The organism is Synechococcus sp. PROS-7-1 (genome assembly GCF_014279795.1).
Classification (GTDB): Bacteria; Cyanobacteriota; Cyanobacteriia; order PCC-6307; family Cyanobiaceae; genus Synechococcus_C.
Map to the genome: position 1 here is coordinate 1,617,041 of NZ_CP047945.1, position 18,072 is coordinate 1,635,112.

At 51.3% G+C, this 18,072-nt stretch carries 5 protein-coding genes; 2 read left to right on the plus strand and 3 right to left on the minus strand.

What is annotated here, in order from left to right:
- Window positions 1–370 precede the first annotated feature (370 nt).
- The gene (locus SynPROS71_RS08860; RefSeq protein ID WP_186594555.1) at window positions 371–583 is read left to right on the plus strand and encodes a hypothetical protein; all 213 of its coding nucleotides are present in this window, start codon (window positions 371–373) and stop codon (window positions 581–583) included.
- A gap of 29 nt (window positions 584–612) precedes the next feature.
- On the opposite strand, the gene SynPROS71_RS08865 is transcribed toward SynPROS71_RS08860, so the two are convergent.
- The 3 genes from SynPROS71_RS08865 to SynPROS71_RS08875 are packed head-to-tail and all read right to left on the minus strand — an operon-like array spanning window position 613 to window position 5,781.
- The gene (locus tag SynPROS71_RS08865; protein WP_186594556.1) at window positions 613–1,983 is read right to left on the minus strand and encodes an HlyD family type I secretion periplasmic adaptor subunit; all 1,371 of its coding nucleotides are present in this window, start codon (window positions 1,981–1,983) and stop codon (window positions 613–615) included.
- 37 nt (window positions 1,984–2,020) lie between these two features.
- Window positions 2,021–4,153 (minus strand): ATP-binding cassette domain-containing protein, encoded by a 2,133-nt coding sequence (locus SynPROS71_RS08870; protein ID WP_186594557.1) that lies wholly within the window; start codon window positions 4,151–4,153, stop codon window positions 2,021–2,023.
- The gene (locus SynPROS71_RS08875; protein WP_186594558.1) at window positions 4,150–5,781 is read right to left on the minus strand and encodes an ABC transporter transmembrane domain-containing protein; all 1,632 of its coding nucleotides are present in this window, start codon (window positions 5,779–5,781) and stop codon (window positions 4,150–4,152) included. The genes SynPROS71_RS08870 and SynPROS71_RS08875 overlap by 4 nt, the downstream gene beginning before the upstream one ends.
- Before the next feature lie 131 nt (window positions 5,782–5,912).
- Here SynPROS71_RS08875 and SynPROS71_RS08880 point away from each other — a divergent pair, with 131 nt between their 5' ends.
- A complete protein-coding gene (locus tag SynPROS71_RS08880; protein WP_186594559.1) occupies window positions 5,913–18,068 on the plus strand; it encodes a VCBS domain-containing protein in 12,156 nt (4,051 codons plus the stop codon).
- The last annotated feature ends 4 nt before the right edge of the window (window positions 18,069–18,072 follow it).

The window sequence follows — 18,072 nt, forward strand, 5'->3', positions numbered from 1 at the left end:
CATTGGCTGAATGGACACCGGCACAAGCCGACAGCACCCAGGCCACCTGTTGGCTCAGCCGGCACGATCACACCATACCGGTGGAGACAGGACCCTTCCGTTTCAGCCAACGCCAGGGGAACGTGGATGTGCGTTTCACCATTGGGCCTTCCATTTCCCGAACACAGAACAGGGAAAGACCTACCAGCGCATAAACACAGCCAGCGGCATTCGCTTCAACAGGGAGGGTGCCTACACACTGCAAGTGCGGTGGGCGTCAAAGGATCAATCAAACACTGTAAAACCTTAGAACTGGGCCACGGACAACATTGAGCTGGGCCGCTAGCGAGCGAACAGTACGGCAGGACGTGCCATCCTTGATGCGCACACAGTGGAACCCGATCGTGTGCAATGGGGACGTGCTTTGAATGGCATCGACGAGAGCGATGAAAGCGTGGTCAGGCTGACGCTGAAGCCGGGCCCCAGCAAATCTGGCGATGTAGTCCTCCAGCTCGCGAAACCGACGGATGGATCGAATGAGATTCAGATGGTGACCTATGACACCAACAGCAACATGAATGGCAATAACCGCGACCTCACATGAGTGCACTAACAAGTGCAAACAAACAAAACTTACTCGCGGAAAGCGTCGCCGAAACCACGACGAATTGGCCCCAATAAATACAGAAACAGGTTTGTACGATCAGTCAAAATGTCAGCCGTGAGGGTCATTCCTGGAACGAGCAGATTCTTGCTTTTGTCTTTACCTGCGAAATCACGATCGAGCCTTGCACGAACCTTGTAATAAGGTTCACCTGTTTTTTCATCCTGAAAGGTTCCAGCTGAAATCGATTTCACATAGCCTGGCACAGTGCCGAATCGGCTGTAGTCGTAGGCCTGAACTTTCATCTCTACTCTTTGGCCGACAGAGACATTGCCGATATCAGCAGGCTTGACACGTAAAAATCCTTCCAGCTCGTCACCCACAGGAACCACCTCAGCAACAACACTCCCAGGTGCAATCACACCACCCAAGGTATTGACTGTGTAGCTCTTAACAATGCCATCAACAGGGGAACGCACCTGCAAGCGCTCGACCTCATCAAGCTGCTGACCAAGCACACTTTGGAGCTCCGCCTTTTCACTGGTTACATCAGCAAGTTGTTCAAAAATGTCGGTTCGCAATTTTGAACGCAACTCAAGACGCTGGGTTTGCGTTTCTTGAATGGTTCCATCCAACTCTGCCAAAAGCGTTTCAGTTGAAGCAATCCGACGTTCGGCTTCCAGCACATCGTTGTGAGCAATCGCACCGGCTTTGTCGAGCGATTCATAGGCCTTCGTTTGCTCTTTGAGCAAAGCAACCTCATCAAGGTATTCTCGGCGCTTGGCCTGCAAAGTGGCAAGCCGTTGATCAGCAATCAAAATCTGGCGTTGAATATCCTTCGCCTTCTGATCAAGAAGATCAGCGAAAGCTTTCTCGACCTCCGCAGACGGTTTAGACGGCGTGCGCTGATCGCCATTCATCGGATCCTGTCCAAGAGCCTTACGTAATTCACGCTGCTCCAAGGTGAGATTGGTAATCCGGGTTGCAGTTTGTTGTTCTTGAGAACCGATTTCACCCTCTGCAAGCTTCAGAAGAATCTCACCTTTACGAACACGCTCTCCTTCCTCAACAAGCTGTGCACGAATAATGCCTCCCTCAAGATGCTGGACTTTTTGAACATCGCCTGCTGGCTCAATCTCACCAGAGGCAATGACGTAGTTCTGAATAGGAATCAGCGCAGAAACCACTATTGAACTTGCGAAAACAACTGTTGAACCCAGAAGCCATCGCAACAAATTTGGAGGAACCTGACCTGCCTCTAGAGACAAAGCCTCAGCCCGTCGTCCATGCCCAAAGGCCTGGTCCGTTTCATCAGCCTGCATTTGCCAAAGAGAGATGTCATTGGCATCGGGAGGATCAGGCTGACCAAGCGAACTTGGATTGGGGGATGAGAGAGACATGATTTGGATGGATGGTGAAAACTAAAAAGGTTGAGGCTTAGACCGCAAAGGAATGACCACCTGATGAAGCCTTTGGAATTGACTGCATCTGAGCCTTTTTCTGAGTTTCGAGAAGATCTTGAGGTGAACCTGAAAAGGCCACACAACCAGCCTTCAATAAAATAATTTGATCAGCAATCTGAAGAAGCTGTGGATCATCAGATGCCACAATTGTGGTCCCAGAGCCACGCCGTTGTCTCAAAAGCTGGCACAATGAAGTTGCTCCCACCGTATCCAAGTTTCTAAAGGGGTCATCCATTAATAATATCGAGGAACGCCTTAAAAACAAACGTGCTATAGAAATTGCCTGAACCTGATAGATCGGCAACGCGTTGGGCCCCTGACTACTCACAAGGCGATCCAAGCCAGAGCCTAGAAGCAAATCTCCGAGACCCACTGCCAAAAGAACCTCTTTAATCGCATCGTCGGTAGCGAAAGGATCAACGATGAGCATGTTTTCTCTGAGACTTGCACTAAAAAGCCCAGGCTTTTCCGGTAAATAGTCAATCGCTTCGCGCAGCTGGGACAATGGAAACTGACGAGAATCAGAGCCATCAAAGAGAATCAACCCACTGCCTGGCTTTAATTGACTATCGAGTAGACGGAGAACTGATGACGTGCCTGCGCCCTCAGGCCCAGACAGTACAACCAACGTGCCAGCATCAACACTAAAACTAGCTTGTATCAATGCTGGATCTTGAAGCGCACTTAATCGCAGTGTTACATTCTTGAGTTCCAAAGCACCACGCGGCAATGGCAGCACCCACCGCTGGCTTGTCGATGTTTTTGTCTCCACATCCGTTGCAGCCATTAAACGATTAAGTTGATCAAAATTAGGCTTAATTTGAGACCAACGGCTTAAGGCTTGATATCCCATCTGAATAGGCCTGAAAACACGCCAGACAAAAAACATTGCCGCAATCATCGTCCCAAGTTGAATGCCACTACCGCCGGCAATCGCTAATCCAGCCCCAGTTGCCAGAACCAGGGCACCTGTTAATTGAGAAAATTCACCAGTAAGAATCGACAGCAACTGCTGAAGTCTCAAAGGAGCGAGACCCTGAATAACAGCTTCACTGGATGCACGCTCAATCTTTGCATGCCAGATTCTCTCCATTCCAGTGCGCTTAATACGCTCATGATGATCAAGCAAATCAAGGAGCAAAGGTTCTAAATTTGAAGGATTACGAGTTAGAGGTTTCTGAACAGCGCGGGCAGCTCTACCAACAATATAAATGCCACCAAAACAGATCAATACCATGGCAAGAGTGAGCACCATCAGGGGGACACTCATCAAGCCAATTGCAATCAAATAAATACCGATGAAAGGGAGATCCAATGTTGCCTGAGCCAGGGGCCCGGTAACATACGCACGAAGTCCCTGAAATCCCCTGAGCCGACTCGCCAAAGAAAGAGGTGTGTACCTCTCAAGTTGAGGAAGCCTTAAACACATCAACTTCTCAAGGACACGAATACAGATCGTGATGTCCAGTTCAGCGCCAAGATCAGCCAGTCGGGCTTGACGACGCTGAGTTAACCACATCTGCAGGATCACAGCCAATGCGGCAAAGGGCAATAAACCAAAGAGATCACTCACCTGTCCACCAGGAATTTCCAAGTTGTAAACAGCCCGTATGTAGAAGGGTAGAACTAGACCAAGCAGAGTGATAAAAAGAGACAATACATAAAGCTCAGCAATACTGCCACGGAAACGAAGAACCTGTGCCTGAAACCACTGCTTTTGCTCTGCAAGATTTTGCGGCTCAAACCTAAAGCTGAAGACGAACAAGCGGCGAAGTCGGGGTAATGCATCGACCAGCTCTTGTTGATTATTAATCAGTAGAAATTCTCTACGATGCTGCCTACAAACCAAAACCGGGAAGTCCAGAGGAGGCAACTGACTGGGCGTCAATACACCACGGAGACGACTGACATCCCAACGAAAACCAAGGTTGGCCATGGTGTTCAAAAGATCAACATCATCCATATGCTGGGGAGTACCACTCAGGGCATTGCGCAGCTGAACAGGCTCTCCTATCCAAGAGAGCCCCTGCAGCAGTTCAGGCAATAACCTCGCTGCTGGAGATTCGCTGGAGGCCAGAAGCTGAAAAAACTCATTTCGACTGATCATGCTTGAACCTCCACGAGTCGATCTCCCTTCCAGCAGACGCGACGGATCGAGGATGGCAATTGAGACGGTGCACTCTGCAAGGCAATCAAACGAGCACAATCAACATCAAGGCCTAACAACCAATTCAGGGATTCAATACCAATTTTCGGGAAGGTGCCATCGAGATACAGAGCAAAAGGTTTATCGAGAAGGGCCTGAATCACACCCATGCGAAAGCGCAAGCCAGCAGACAATGGATAATCCTGCATTTCTCCAATGATGGTGTCATAGCCCATGGGTAGGTTTTTAATATCGCTCGCAACACCATGCAATTCACAAAGTGCAACAGCATCAGATGCACGGCTGTTGACTTCAAAGCCTGTGAGCGACTCCAAGAGTGTTCCCCGAAAAGGCTGAGGGTCTGATTTGAGGCGCACCAAATGACGTCTCAACCAAGTTTTACGAAAGGTCGATAACAATTCACCACCAACGCGAAGCTCGTAAGGAGAATCAGTCGTTGCTGCTTCCATCGCATTCAAAAGTGCGGTGGATTGACCGGCATGACCACCCAGCAAAAGCATTGCCTCACTTGGCCGTAAGTCTTGACCAGCGAAATGCAGTGTTGTATCCACTGGTCGCTCATCACACCCAACGAGAAGATTTTTCTCTTGAGGAAGATCGAGTAACTGCTGTAAATCCAGAGACGACTGCTGATACGCGGCTCTCTGACCGTCAGCAGAAAAAAGCTTGCCCAATGGGGCTGTGACTTGACCACTAAGGAGTGTGCAGGCGGCAAGAGCACCGGTCGTGAGGTCTTGGTTGATCACCAACCAACCTCCAATACTCACAATCAAGAGTTGGTTCAGCTGAGAAAACAATGCCGAAAGATTCTGCAACTTTGCAGTTGATGACTCTTGCCGAAAAGTACTCTGACTTAATCTTTCCTGCAGAGGCTCCAGACGGCGAATCAAAAATCCTTCTAGATTCAGAGTTTTTATCGTAGAAGATAACCCCAACCCGTTGACCACAAGCTGATTACGTCCGACCTCCAGATCGTGATGCAAACGAGTACTTTGAACGATTTCACGTACAGAACTATTTGCCAGTATCACAAAGATCGGGGCTAAAAGCAGTGGCGGCAAAAACAGCCAACCTCCGATGACACCAAGAACAATGAGATAGAGAAGCGAGAACGGCAAGTCGACATAACGCACGATCCATTGCTGCTCTAAGTAATTACGAAGCGATGTTGGACTTCGCAACTGGGCCATCCTGGCCTTGAGGGGCTGCTGACCAACGGCTTGCGAGGAAGCACCCAGTACGGCACGAACAGCCTCCATTCGCAAACGATGCTCCGTCGAAGCGGCTAGCCATGACAACACCCAGGCACGGATCCCCTTCAGCACAACGTCAAGAACAAGGACGCAAGCCAGTACAAGCGTGATCCCTGCAAGACTGTCTCCCGCCTGCTCAGGAACAACTGAGGTGTAAATCCGATTGATATAAAGCGGAATCGCGAGCACGATCAGATTGATGACAATCGTGGCCGCAACCAGCGAAATCAAATCCCTGCCTTGCCAACCAGAGCTCAATGCATGAATCCTGGCTTGGATCGATGGAGCGGCCGAAGCTTGGTGACTCGCACCCACAACTGCGTTGCGTCAATTCCCAAAAGGTAGTGCCATTCAACCAATTTGGCAGGCTTTTCATAACCGAACGGACTAGTGCCAAAGCGCTTGGAAGCAAATAGGTTGAGGGCTAGCGTCGGTTCTTCTGTGGTATGGACCCATTCAATGAAACGCCAAACAGTCAGGCCGCTGGAGCAGGAGCTCCAGGATCTGAGAATGCTGAGGGTGGACCGGGAACAGAGGAGTCCTCCAAGAGCGCAGCCACCCAGGCAACCAACAACGGGACATTGGTAGATCGCATTAAAAGACGACTGGGGCTTGAAAATCTCCATAGCGGGTCCCGGGAAGCTTACGAAGCCGAGAGCAAACCCAGCGATATCAAAGAGAAGGCAACCTCACAAAGCAACGAAACAACCGGCCTACCCCAACACAGCGAAGAATTACCCTCAATTCAATCCAGCGCTTTTGAACGCAGCTCTCTTAATCTCAGCGAAAGTCTTGAGAGCAAAGATATAAGTGGCTCCCGCCAGAACCTTGCTGCAGCAAACTTTGACGCCCCTGCCAAGGGAACTGAGACAAAGTCTTCAGAGCCCAACTCGAATACTGAACAGCCAACAAGCGAACACTCTGCAGCCAATGCTTCCTCAACTATTGGATTTGCAGACAAACGCATCGACAGCAGTGAGACAGACCAAAATAATTCTGAAAATCCAACAACAAGTTCTAAACAAAGTAAGTTCACTAACGAATCAAGGCTTGACCAAGACAAGGAGATAGACGACAAGGACAATCGCTCATCATCGCAAAGCACAATTTTTAGGGAGCAACACTCCTCTGACCTACCACCCCATATCACGGATAATGCAGTAAACAAAAATAATTCAAATGTTGTTAATAATCCCTTGAGAATTCCCCCATGGAGCTCTCACTCTCAGCATGGCTTCTCTGATGCAGATGAATCTGCGTCGTTGAAAGAAGATTCCTCCATCGCTGGAAATCTCCTCACAGGCACCTCTTCACCAGATGGGCCCGTCTCCATCCAAGATTTCTCCATCGATGGTCTGCCTGGACAATTCACTCCAGGACAAACTGCCAATATCCCAGGCGTCGGATCCTTCTCTCTCGACTCCTCAGGCTCCTACTCATTCACTCCGGATCAAAATTGGAATGGACCTGTCCCTTCCATTCACTACACCGTCACCGACGGCTCGTCCACCGATCAATCCACACTCTCCCTCAACGTCACTCCCGTTGATGATCCTTTCAATGATGCAGATGAATCTGCGTCGTTGAAAGAAGATTCCTCCATCGCTGGAAATCTCCTCACAGGCACCTCTTCACCAGATGGGCCCGTCTCCATCCAAGATTTCTCCATCGATGGTCTGCCTGGACAATTCACTCCAGGACAAACTGCCAATATCCCAGGCGTCGGATCCTTCTCTCTCGACTCCTCAGGCTCCTACTCATTCACTCCGGATCAAAATTGGAATGGACCTGTCCCTTCCATTCACTACACCGTCACCGACGGCTCTTCCACCGATCAATCAACACTCTCCCTCAACGTCACTCCCGTTGATGATCCTTTCAATGATGCAGATGAATCTGCGTCGTTGAAAGAAGATTCCTCCATCGCTGGAAATCTCCTCACAGGCACCTCTTCACCAGATGGGCCCGTCTCCATCCAAGATTTCTCCATCGATGGTCTGCCTGGACAATTCACTCCAGGACAAACTGCCAATATCCCAGGCGTCGGATCCTTCTCTCTCGACTCCTCAGGCTCCTACTCATTCACTCCGGATCAAAATTGGAATGGACCTGTCCCTTCCATTCACTACACCGTCACTGACGGCTCTTCCACCGATCAATCAACACTCTCCCTCAACGTCACTCCCGTTGATGATCCTTTCAATGATGCAGATGAATCTGCGTCGTTGAAAGAAGATTCCTCCATCGCTGGAAATCTCCTCACAGGCACCTCTTCACCAGATGGGCCCGTCTCCATCCAAGATTTCTCCATCGATGGTCTGCCTGGACAATTCACTCCAGGACAAACTGCCAATATCCCAGGCGTCGGATCCTTCTCTCTCGACTCCTCAGGCTCCTACTCATTCACTCCGGATCAAAATTGGAATGGACCTGTCCCTTCCATTCACTACACCGTCACCGACGGCTCTTCCACCGATCAATCAACACTCTCCCTCAACGTCACATCGATTAACGACAAGCCAGTATTCAGCTCCACACTGGTCTATCCAGCAATTGAAGGTGGCGCGATTCGCAGTGGTCAACTGACGGTCACTGATCCTGATGATCCTCAAGCATCTCTGATTATTTCAGCCGTATCACCTCATAATCTCCCAGCAGGCTTTGCCATCAATCCCGATGGTTCCTGGTCCTTTGATCCCAAAAACCCCACTTACAACCATCTCCACCAAGGGCAACAGCAACAAATCCTCGTCAACCTCCAGGTCACCGATCCCCACGGCGGCTCCTCTCAGCAGCAGCTCACCATCAATCTCACCGGCACCAATGATGGGCCCACTCTTCAATCCATCACCGATGCCAACGCGAAAGAAGATGGTCCCCAAATCCAAGGACAACTGAACGCCACTGATCCTGATACTGGCGATCAACTCTCCTTCTCTCTCGCCAGCGGGCAATCTCTACCCGATGGCTTTGCCATCGATCCCAAGGGCTCCTGGTCCTTCGATCCAAGCCACTCCGCCTACAACCATCTCCAAGAAGGCCAACAGCAAGACATCCTCGTCAACCTCCAGGTCACTGATTCACAAGGCGCATCCCAACAAAAACTCCTCACCATCCATCTCACTGGCACCAATGATGGGCCCACTCTTCAATCCATCACCGATGCCAACGCGAAAGAAGATGGTCCCCAAATCCAAGGACAACTGAACGCCACTGATCCTGATACTGGCGATCAACTCTCCTTCTCTCTCGCCAGCGGGCAATCTCTACCCGATGGCTTTGCCATCGATCCCAAGGGCTCCTGGTCCTTCGATCCAAGCCACTCCGCCTACAACCATCTCCAAGAAGGCCAACAGCAAGACATCCTCGTCAACCTCCAGGTCACTGATTCACAAGGCGCATCCCAACAAAAACTCCTCACCATCCATCTCACTGGCACCAATGATGGGCCCACTCTTCAATCCATCACCGATGCCAACGCGAAAGAAGATGGTCCCCAAATCCAAGGACAACTGAACGCCACTGATCCTGATACTGGCGATCAACTCTCCTTCTCTCTCGCCAGCGGGCAATCTCTACCCGATGGCTTTGCCATCGATCCCAAGGGCTCCTGGTCCTTCGATCCAAGCCACTCCGCCTACAACCATCTCCAAGAAGGCCAACAGCAAGACATCCTCGTCAACCTCCAGGTCACTGATTCACAAGGCGCATCCCAACAAAAACTCCTCACCATCCATCTCACTGGCACCAATGATGGGCCCACTCTTCAATCCATCACCGATGCCAACGCGAAAGAAGATGGTCCCCAAATCCAAGGACAACTGAACGCCACTGATCCTGATACTGGCGATCAACTCTCCTTCTCTCTCGCCAGCGGGCAATCTCTACCCGATGGCTTTGCCATCGATCCCAAGGGCTCCTGGTCCTTCGATCCAAGCCACTCCGCCTACAACCATCTCCAAGAAGGCCAACAGCAAGACATCCTCGTCAACCTCCAGGTCACTGATTCACAAGGCGCATCCCAACAAAAACTCCTCACCATCCATCTCACTGGCACCAATGATGGGCCCACTCTTCAATCCATCACCGATGCCAACGCGAAAGAAGATGGTCCCCAAATCCAAGGACAACTGAACGCCACTGATCCTGATACTGGCGATCAACTCTCCTTCTCTCTCGCCAGCGGGCAATCTCTACCCGATGGCTTTGCCATCGATCCCAAGGGCTCCTGGTCCTTCGATCCAAGCCACTCCGCCTACAACCATCTCCAAGAAGGCCAACAGCAAGACATCCTCGTCAACCTCCAGGTCACTGATTCACAAGGCGCATCCCAACAAAAACTCCTCACCATCCATCTCACTGGCACCAATGATGGGCCCACTCTTCAATCCATCACCGATGCCAACGCGAAAGAAGATGGTCCCCAAATCCAAGGACAACTGAACGCCACTGATCCTGATACTGGCGATCAACTCTCCTTCTCTCTCGCCAGCGGGCAATCTCTACCCGATGGCTTTGCCATCGATCCCAAGGGCTCCTGGTCCTTCGATCCAAGCCACTCCGCCTACAACCATCTCCAAGAAGGCCAACAGCAAGACATCCTCGTCAACCTCCAGGTCACTGATTCACAAGGCGCATCCCAACAAAAACTCCTCACCATCCATCTCACTGGCACCAATGATGGGCCCACTCTTCAATCCATCACCGATGCCAACGCGAAAGAAGATGGTCCCCAAATCCAAGGACAACTGAACGCCACTGATCCTGATACTGGCGATCAACTCTCCTTCTCTCTCGCCAGCGGGCAATCTCTACCCGATGGCTTTGCCATCGATCCCAAGGGCTCCTGGTCCTTCGATCCAAGCCACTCCGCCTACAACCATCTCCAAGAAGGCCAACAGCAAGACATCCTCGTCAACCTCCAGGTCACTGATTCACAAGGCGCATCCCAACAAAAACTCCTCACCATCCATCTCACTGGCACCAATGATGGGCCCACTCTTCAATCCATCACCGATGCCAACGCGAAAGAAGATGGTCCCCAAATCCAAGGACAACTGAACGCCACAGACCCTGATACTGGCGATCAACTCTCCTTCTCTCTCGCCAGCGGGCAATCTCTACCCGATGGCTTTGCCATCGATCCCAAGGGCTCCTGGTCCTTCGATCCAAGCCACTCCGCCTACAACCATCTCCAAGAAGGCCAACAGCAAGACATCCTCGTCAACCTCCAGGTCACTGATTCACAAAGCGCATCCCAACAAAAACTCCTCACCATCCATCTCACTGGCACCAACGACAAGCCGACGCTGAATGCAATCACAAGAGGGGTGCTCACAGAACTAGAAGGACAAGGGCAGGCGAATCAAGAACAAACAAGCGGCTTAAGTGGCAATCTGAAGAGCCAAGACTTCGACGACAACGAGCAGCAAGCACTCGTCTACGGAATCCGGGGGAGCCAGAGCGGCAGCTTTGACCTCAATGGCACCCACTTTGACCTGATGAAGGCGGGAAGCTACGGGACCGCCTATCTGAACAGCAAGACAGGTGCCTATGAATACATCCCCGATCATGCGAAGGTGGAATCTCTCCATCATGGCGAGCATCAGCAAGAAAACTTCCGGATGACCGTGACTGACGGGCATCAGCAATCTGTAACCAGTCACAATTGGCGCATTATTCTCAATGGCGGTGAAGACAAACCTGTCTTCACCGATGGGCCTCAGCAAACCGCCATTGAGGATCAAACCAGAAGAGTCAGCGGCCAGCTGAATGTTGTCGACGCCGATAAGAACGAAAGTCAGTTCCTCGGTGAAAGAATTCCAGGCAGCCACGGCACTCTGGTCATAAAGCCCGATGGAACCTGGACCTATCAACTGAAGAGTGGTAGTAGTGATCCTCAAGTCGATGCTTTGAACCCTACGGAAAAGCTGACAGAGCAGATCACGGTGCACAGCCAGGATGGAACCAGCCATCAACTCACGATCCTCATTGAGGGAACCAATGATGCACCGACACTCCATATTTCACCTGCGATCCAAACAGTCAGCGAAGACAGCAATAATGGCCTGAGAGGCCAGATCCAAGGTCAGGATGTTGACCATCAAGCTGTGATCCATTACGAGCTGGTTGACCAGAATGGTCATCCCAGCACTGCACCAGCTGGCTTCCACTTCGATAGCCAGACCGGCACCTGGAGCTTTGACCCAACAGATTCCGCCTACCAAAACCTGAACCCCGGCGAGCACAAGGATCTCAACATCTACGTGGTGGCAGTGGATGAGCACCAAGCCACATCGCCCATCCAACATCTGAACTTGCGCGTGACAGGGGAGAACGACATCCCTACGGCCCAGCATAGGGATCTCCAAGCGGTGAATGAGGATCAGAGAGTAACGATTTCAGAAACCGAACTTCTCAAACAGTTGGGAATCACAGACGTCGACCAGCGCACTCACCTCCACATCACGGATCTGACGAGTTCAACGAGTCGATGCCGGATCACCCCACTTGGAAACGGACAATACCAAATTCATCTGCCACGAAACTGGAACAGCGACGAGCATCAAGGAAATGGCATTGCCTTAGCACTCAAGGTGGATGATGGAACCACGACAACAACATTCCAGGCCTCAATGCATGTGAACGCGGTTAACGATAGACCGACAGCCTTGGATATCCACTTCCAGCCAATCGTCGAAGACACCTCACTGAGCTTCACCGAAGAGGATTTACTTCGCGGTAGCAAGGCTCAAGACGTCGACCGAGCAGATAATCAGAATTTGATCATCGAGCCTGGCAGCGTGATGCTGACCGACCCAACACTAGGGAGCCTGAACTTTGATAAGACCGCTAATACCTGGGTCTTCCAACCTGCAGCAAATTGGAACAGTCCAGACCATGCTGGCCAAAAAGTTCAGATTCAATTCAAAGTGCAGGACCCCTCTGGGGCGACTGTGACCAAGACGGCCTCAGTAGAAGTGACGCAACAACAAGATGTGGCGATTATTACGGACCAAGCAAAAGACCACACCGTTACCGAAGTCAATCAAGGACCTGCCAGCAGCTGCAACGGACAACTGCAGGTGTCGGATGTTGACAAAGGCGAAGATCACTTCAGGGGCCAATCAACGATATTGTCGGCACATCAATATGGCACGGCACACATTGATAGCACTGGCCAGTGGGTTTATGAGCTCGATAGTGCAAATCCAGCTGTCAATCAGTTAGCGGCTGGGCAACAACTGACTGACAGCTTCGAGGTGCACTCTGCCGATGGCACCACCCACACAGTGACCATCCAAATCCGAGGAACCAACGATCTTCCTGTCGTTGCTCCCATCGCAGATCTGATCACGAATGAAGATGGGGGCCCCCAATCTGGTCATTTCCTCGCAACTGACGTCGATCTAGGTGAAAACCCAACATTCAGCCTCGATCCGAATAATCATCCGATTCCAGGCCTAACAGTTCAACCTGATGGGAGCTGGAGTTTTGATCCATCGCAATATGGTTACCTTGGAACGGGTGAAATCCTCGACAAGAAAGTTGTCCTACTGGTGAGCGATGGCAATCACAACCCAGTCAAGGTTGAATACCACATCCAGGTAGAGGGGCGTAACGATGCACCCACCGTGCAAACCGTGACCCAACCCTTGGTCATCGGGCAAGAGGATGGAGGTAGTCATAACCCCAACACCTGGATCCACGGCAGTAGCACAGGAAGCGGAAGTCTTCACTTCAGCAATCAAGATTTGCTGACCCACATCCATGCTCAAGATCCAGATACTACAGATCAATCGAACTTGCATGTAATTGGAGCAAAGCTCAACTGGCCTGGCCACACTGCCGCAGATCTTCAACATGCTGGGCATCTAATCCAAGACGGCAATGGCAACTACGAGTTTGTACCCGCACACAATTTCAGTGGAACGATTCAGATCCAATTTTTAGTGACGGATGGCAAAGAGAAGGTGTCCAGCACAGTCAATCTTCAAGTTGACCCCGTCAACGATGCACCGCATGCGATTCATCATTGGCTAGGAAGCACAGGCAAAGGCGGATTTGACTTTACGGCCAAGGATCTGATCGCAGGCAGTAACGATGTGGATAGCCCTAATACCATGATCGCTTTAGCTGCAATTCCCTCGGTGCCCTCGAATCAAGGGACGATCCAAGATCTTGGCAATGGTCATTACCATTTTGAGCCTAATCCAAACTATCAGACTGTTGGTCATATCAATATTCACTATCAATTGACAGACGGACAGGATGCAGGAAATCCTGCCAACGCGTCATTCCACTTTGACCCGAGCTTGCCGAGTGGACTGAAGCCACCAGCACTGATCCGAGATGTTCAGCATCAGGATGCCTATGAAGACCTTGATCCAAGCAAGATCGACCCGACTCTACCGGTTTCAGGAGAGGGAAGTGGTCAACTACAGGCCATAGATCCCGGAACACATCAAATAATCGGATTCAAGAACGGGACGACCACCCTTCCCAACGTGGGTGTCTTCCATGTTGACTCCAATGGTCACTGGACTTTCACGCCTGACTACGCGAAATTGCAACACCTCAATGCAGGGAAAAGCGAGCATCATTGGTTCACGATAGAAACCACTGATGGAACTCGCTATCAGCAGAAAATCACGATCCATGGCCTGGATGATCCAGGACAACTAAACATGGGAAAACTGCTGAGCGTGACAGAGGATGACCCGAACGTTGATCATCGAAAATGCAGCGGCACGGTGACCCTTAAGGACCCTGATGACGGTCAGCATAGCTTCAACGGAGAGAACGGATTGATGGGCCAATATGGCGTACTAAAACTAGAACCCAATGGCACATATCACTATGAATTGTTCACACACAACCAGAAACTTGACGCACTTGACCAAAGTCAAGTTGTGAAGGAATCTTTTGTTTTACACGAACGCGATGGCAGTGAAATCAAACAACATTTGGAGATCCAAGTAATTGGCACCAATGATGCGCCAGTCATCACCGGTGTGAGCTCTGCCACCGTTGATATGAGCCAGAGCCATCCCCTCGCCAATGGCAGCGTGAATGCCTTTGATCCTGACGCACATGATCAACTGAGCTATGCACTAGGAGCCCTGGATCCCAGTCTTTTTCCGCATGGCTTGGCTGGCTTCCAGATTGATCAGAGCGGAAATTGGAGTTTTGATCCCAGTCAATCCCAACTACCGCCGCTGCCACCCGGGCAATCACAAACACTCCATATCCCGATTGTGGTCAGCGACCATCATGGAGCGTCAACATCAGGACACATCGAAATACAACTTACCGGGAACACACAGAATCACCCACCCACAGTCAGCGTCACACAAGTCAATCTCATCCCTCAAAATCTCTTCACAGAAGACAAAGACATCGTACTAAATATAGCTGACTTACTGAGTCAGGCTGGCGCCACAGACCTAGACCACGACAGACTTGGGATTGTAGATCTGCAACTCAGCGATCCCTCCCTGGGGCATTTCACAGACGATGGCAAGAGGCATATTACTTTTCATCCCAATGCGAATGTCAACACGGACGGAAGCACATTCAGTTTCAGTTACCGCGTGACCGATGGCCAAGAAAAATCAGGTGTAGTCACAATCACCGCCAGGCTCGATGCAGTGAATGACAATCCGATTATCGATGCTCAACTGGCCAAGGCTGGCCTTGGACATACCGATGAAGAAGTAGCAAAAACTTTTACCGCTGCGGATCTCCTGATGATGTGCACTGATGTTGATATAGCCACCAATCACGATCAACTTTCCATTGTGGGAACACCCACTGTAGCCCCTGCCGAAGGGAGCATTATGGAGAAACCAACGAACAGCGGAACTTACATCTTTACACCAGCACAGAATTTCAACGGGCAGGCTCATATTCAATTTACAGTACAAGACTCTCAAGGTGCACAGGTATCAGGAAGCACCGAAATTAAGGTTGCTGCTTTACAGGATGCGGCTGTGATTACGCTGGATCGCCCCAGCAATCCACAAGTCACAGAAGATCAAGGTGGATCCGCAGCACCAATCCTGCAGGGTCATCTGAACATTCACGATGATGACGGAGCCAGCGACGAGAAGTTCCGCGCCAGCAATAATATCCAGGGAACCTTCGGCTATCTAACACTCACCCAGGATGGGCAGTGGACCTATGTTCTCCAAGAAAATGGCCAAGATACGGTGCAAGGCCTTGCCAAAAACGAGCACCTCACAGAAACCATTCATTTAGAAAGCAAGGACGGCACCGGCTATGACCTGCAGATTCAAATCCTGGGGTCCAATGATCCAGCCAAGATCATCGGAGCTGCGAGCGCAACACTCGATACCCAAACCGGATTACAAACGAGTGGAACCATTTCCGTTCAAGATCGCGACAAGAGCGAGGCAGGCCATACCCAAACGGAGACTGGATCTTCAGCCAATGGCTATGGCATGTTCAGCGTGGATGGTGACGGAAACTGGAGTTACCAGCTCATCCCAGGTGACTCGCGGATCGCTGCCTTACCAGCCGGCAGGACTGTAACCGACAGCTTCGTGCTTCATTCCGTTGACGGCACTGCTGCCCGCACGATCACGGTGACGATTGTTGGCAAAAACGATGGGCCAGTGATTGACCAAGCACACATCAGCGGCTTCCCAGTGCTGCCGGGCCATGAAGATCAAACTCGCATAATCACATCCCAGGAACTACTGGCTGGGATCACCGATCCTGATGGCGACAGCCTCTCCATCACCTCCATCAGTGTTGACCCTTCCCAGGCTGGATCCATAAGCGCCGATCCACAGCACCCTGGGCAGTATCTCTTCAAGCCAGCTGCAGATTTCAATGGCTCAGTTCAGTTCCAATACAACGTGACGGATGGAAATGGCGGCAGTGTGAAACAAACCGCCTCAATGCTCGTCACTCCCGAGAATGATGCGCCGATCTTCAGCAATGGAAGCAACGCATTCGCGGGACGTGTCGATGAAGATGGCACAGCCAGCACCCTAATAACCCAAGGCCAGGTCAATGCAACTGATGTTGATCAAGATAAGCTCAGTTTTAATCTCGTCCACGGTCATGACATTGGAGGTGGTATCAGCGAACTCGTTCTCGCTGAAGGCATCTTTCAAATGAATCGCACTTCGGGAAAATGGTCGTTCAAATTGAACAATGCCAATCCCCAGGTATCGGCCCTTAATGATGGAGATGTACTTCCAATTAGCACCATGATTGAAGTGAGTGATGGCCAGGTCAAGAGTCAACAGCATGCATTGAATGTGACCGTGCATGGCCACACCGATGGACCCAGCGTTGGTGCTCAACCCCCTGCCGTGATCGTCGGTGAACAAGGAAGCGGTTATCAGAGCAGCAGTGTTCAGAATCTGAATCTTCAAGCGGGAGATCTACCCATCACGGATCTGGCCCTTGCCCTGCCTGCTCAGTTTGGAAACCAACCGATCGCGGGAATCCCCCACTGGCGGGTTGAGCAGGGAACGGGAGATCTCATTGGCAGTGTTAACGAGAATGGCACTTCGGTGGATACCGTTCGGCTCCATCTCATGCCCCACGGTGCCATTCAGGCCCACAGCAGCGGCGTGGTTCAAGTGCAGATCAACCTGCTGCATGATCTCAACCACCAGGGCAGTCTTGATCTTCAAGGGTTTGAAGTTCAGGCCGGTGATGGACAAGGCCATCAGGTTGCCACGACATTCGGATTTAACGTTGCCGATGGAACGGCCAGCATTACAGGCGTTCCGCTCTTTGCCGGACAGGCCAGTCCGGCACCTGGAGTGCATCAAGGAGCCTTCCAAGTGGACGGCGCTGATGTGATGGGTGGTTCCTTGCTGCTCTCGATCGGCGGCCTCGCCCAACACAACGCCTTCATTGGAACCGACACCGATGGTGATGGACTCCTTGATCAATTCCAGGAATCAACCCCATGGGGCAACCTGGAAGTCTTGATGAATCCCCAGACAGGGAAGGGCACATGGAGCTTCCAGGAAGGACTTGCCTATGACCCACAACAACCGCCCCAGATCCAACTGGGTTTCGAAGATCAAGATGGCAGCCAAGGAGGATCCATTCCCCTGGATGTGGGAGGGGCCAATTTGACATCGAGTGCTGTATCAACATCAACTGGCAATCCAGCCCCCCCTCCGGCGCCACCAGTGCCAAGCAGCGTTGCGCATGACGAGCCTGTCAGTGGTGACGATCTTTACGCTGCTGTCATGGCATTTCAGAGTGAAGCTGTTAGCGACGCTCACCAAGTCAGCGGATCAAGCAACGACGTCAGCACCACTGATCGATCTCCTACCGGGGATCCACAAGAGGTGCCTGTGGTGAGCACCAACGATGTCTTCCTCGATCCGCAGGAGAATGACAACAGCCATGCCAATGGCAACAGCCACGGGCCATCCACGGTGTCAGATAGCGATGACCCCCTCAGCATGGAAAGCAACGATCCCGATGCCCAAAGAGACGATTCACTTGTGCCCCAGAGCAACGACGAGGCCAGCTCTGGGGCTTCACTGGTGTCGCTTCCTGAGCATCACGATCCAGTGATCGATCACAGCCTGCTTGGATCCTGATCGG

What these genes read in the sequence shown, in the direction of transcription:
- SynPROS71_RS08870 (WP_186594557.1), bottom strand. Translation starts at nt 4,153, where the DNA reads ATGATCAGTCGAAATGAGTTTTTTCAGCTTCTGGCCTCCAGCGAATCT.
- SynPROS71_RS08865 (WP_186594556.1), bottom strand. Translation starts at nt 1,983, where the DNA reads ATGTCTCTCTCATCCCCCAATCCAAGTTCGCTTGGTCAGCCTGATCCT.
- SynPROS71_RS08880 (WP_186594559.1), top strand. Translation starts at nt 5,913, where the DNA reads ATGGACCCATTCAATGAAACGCCAAACAGTCAGGCCGCTGGAGCAGGA.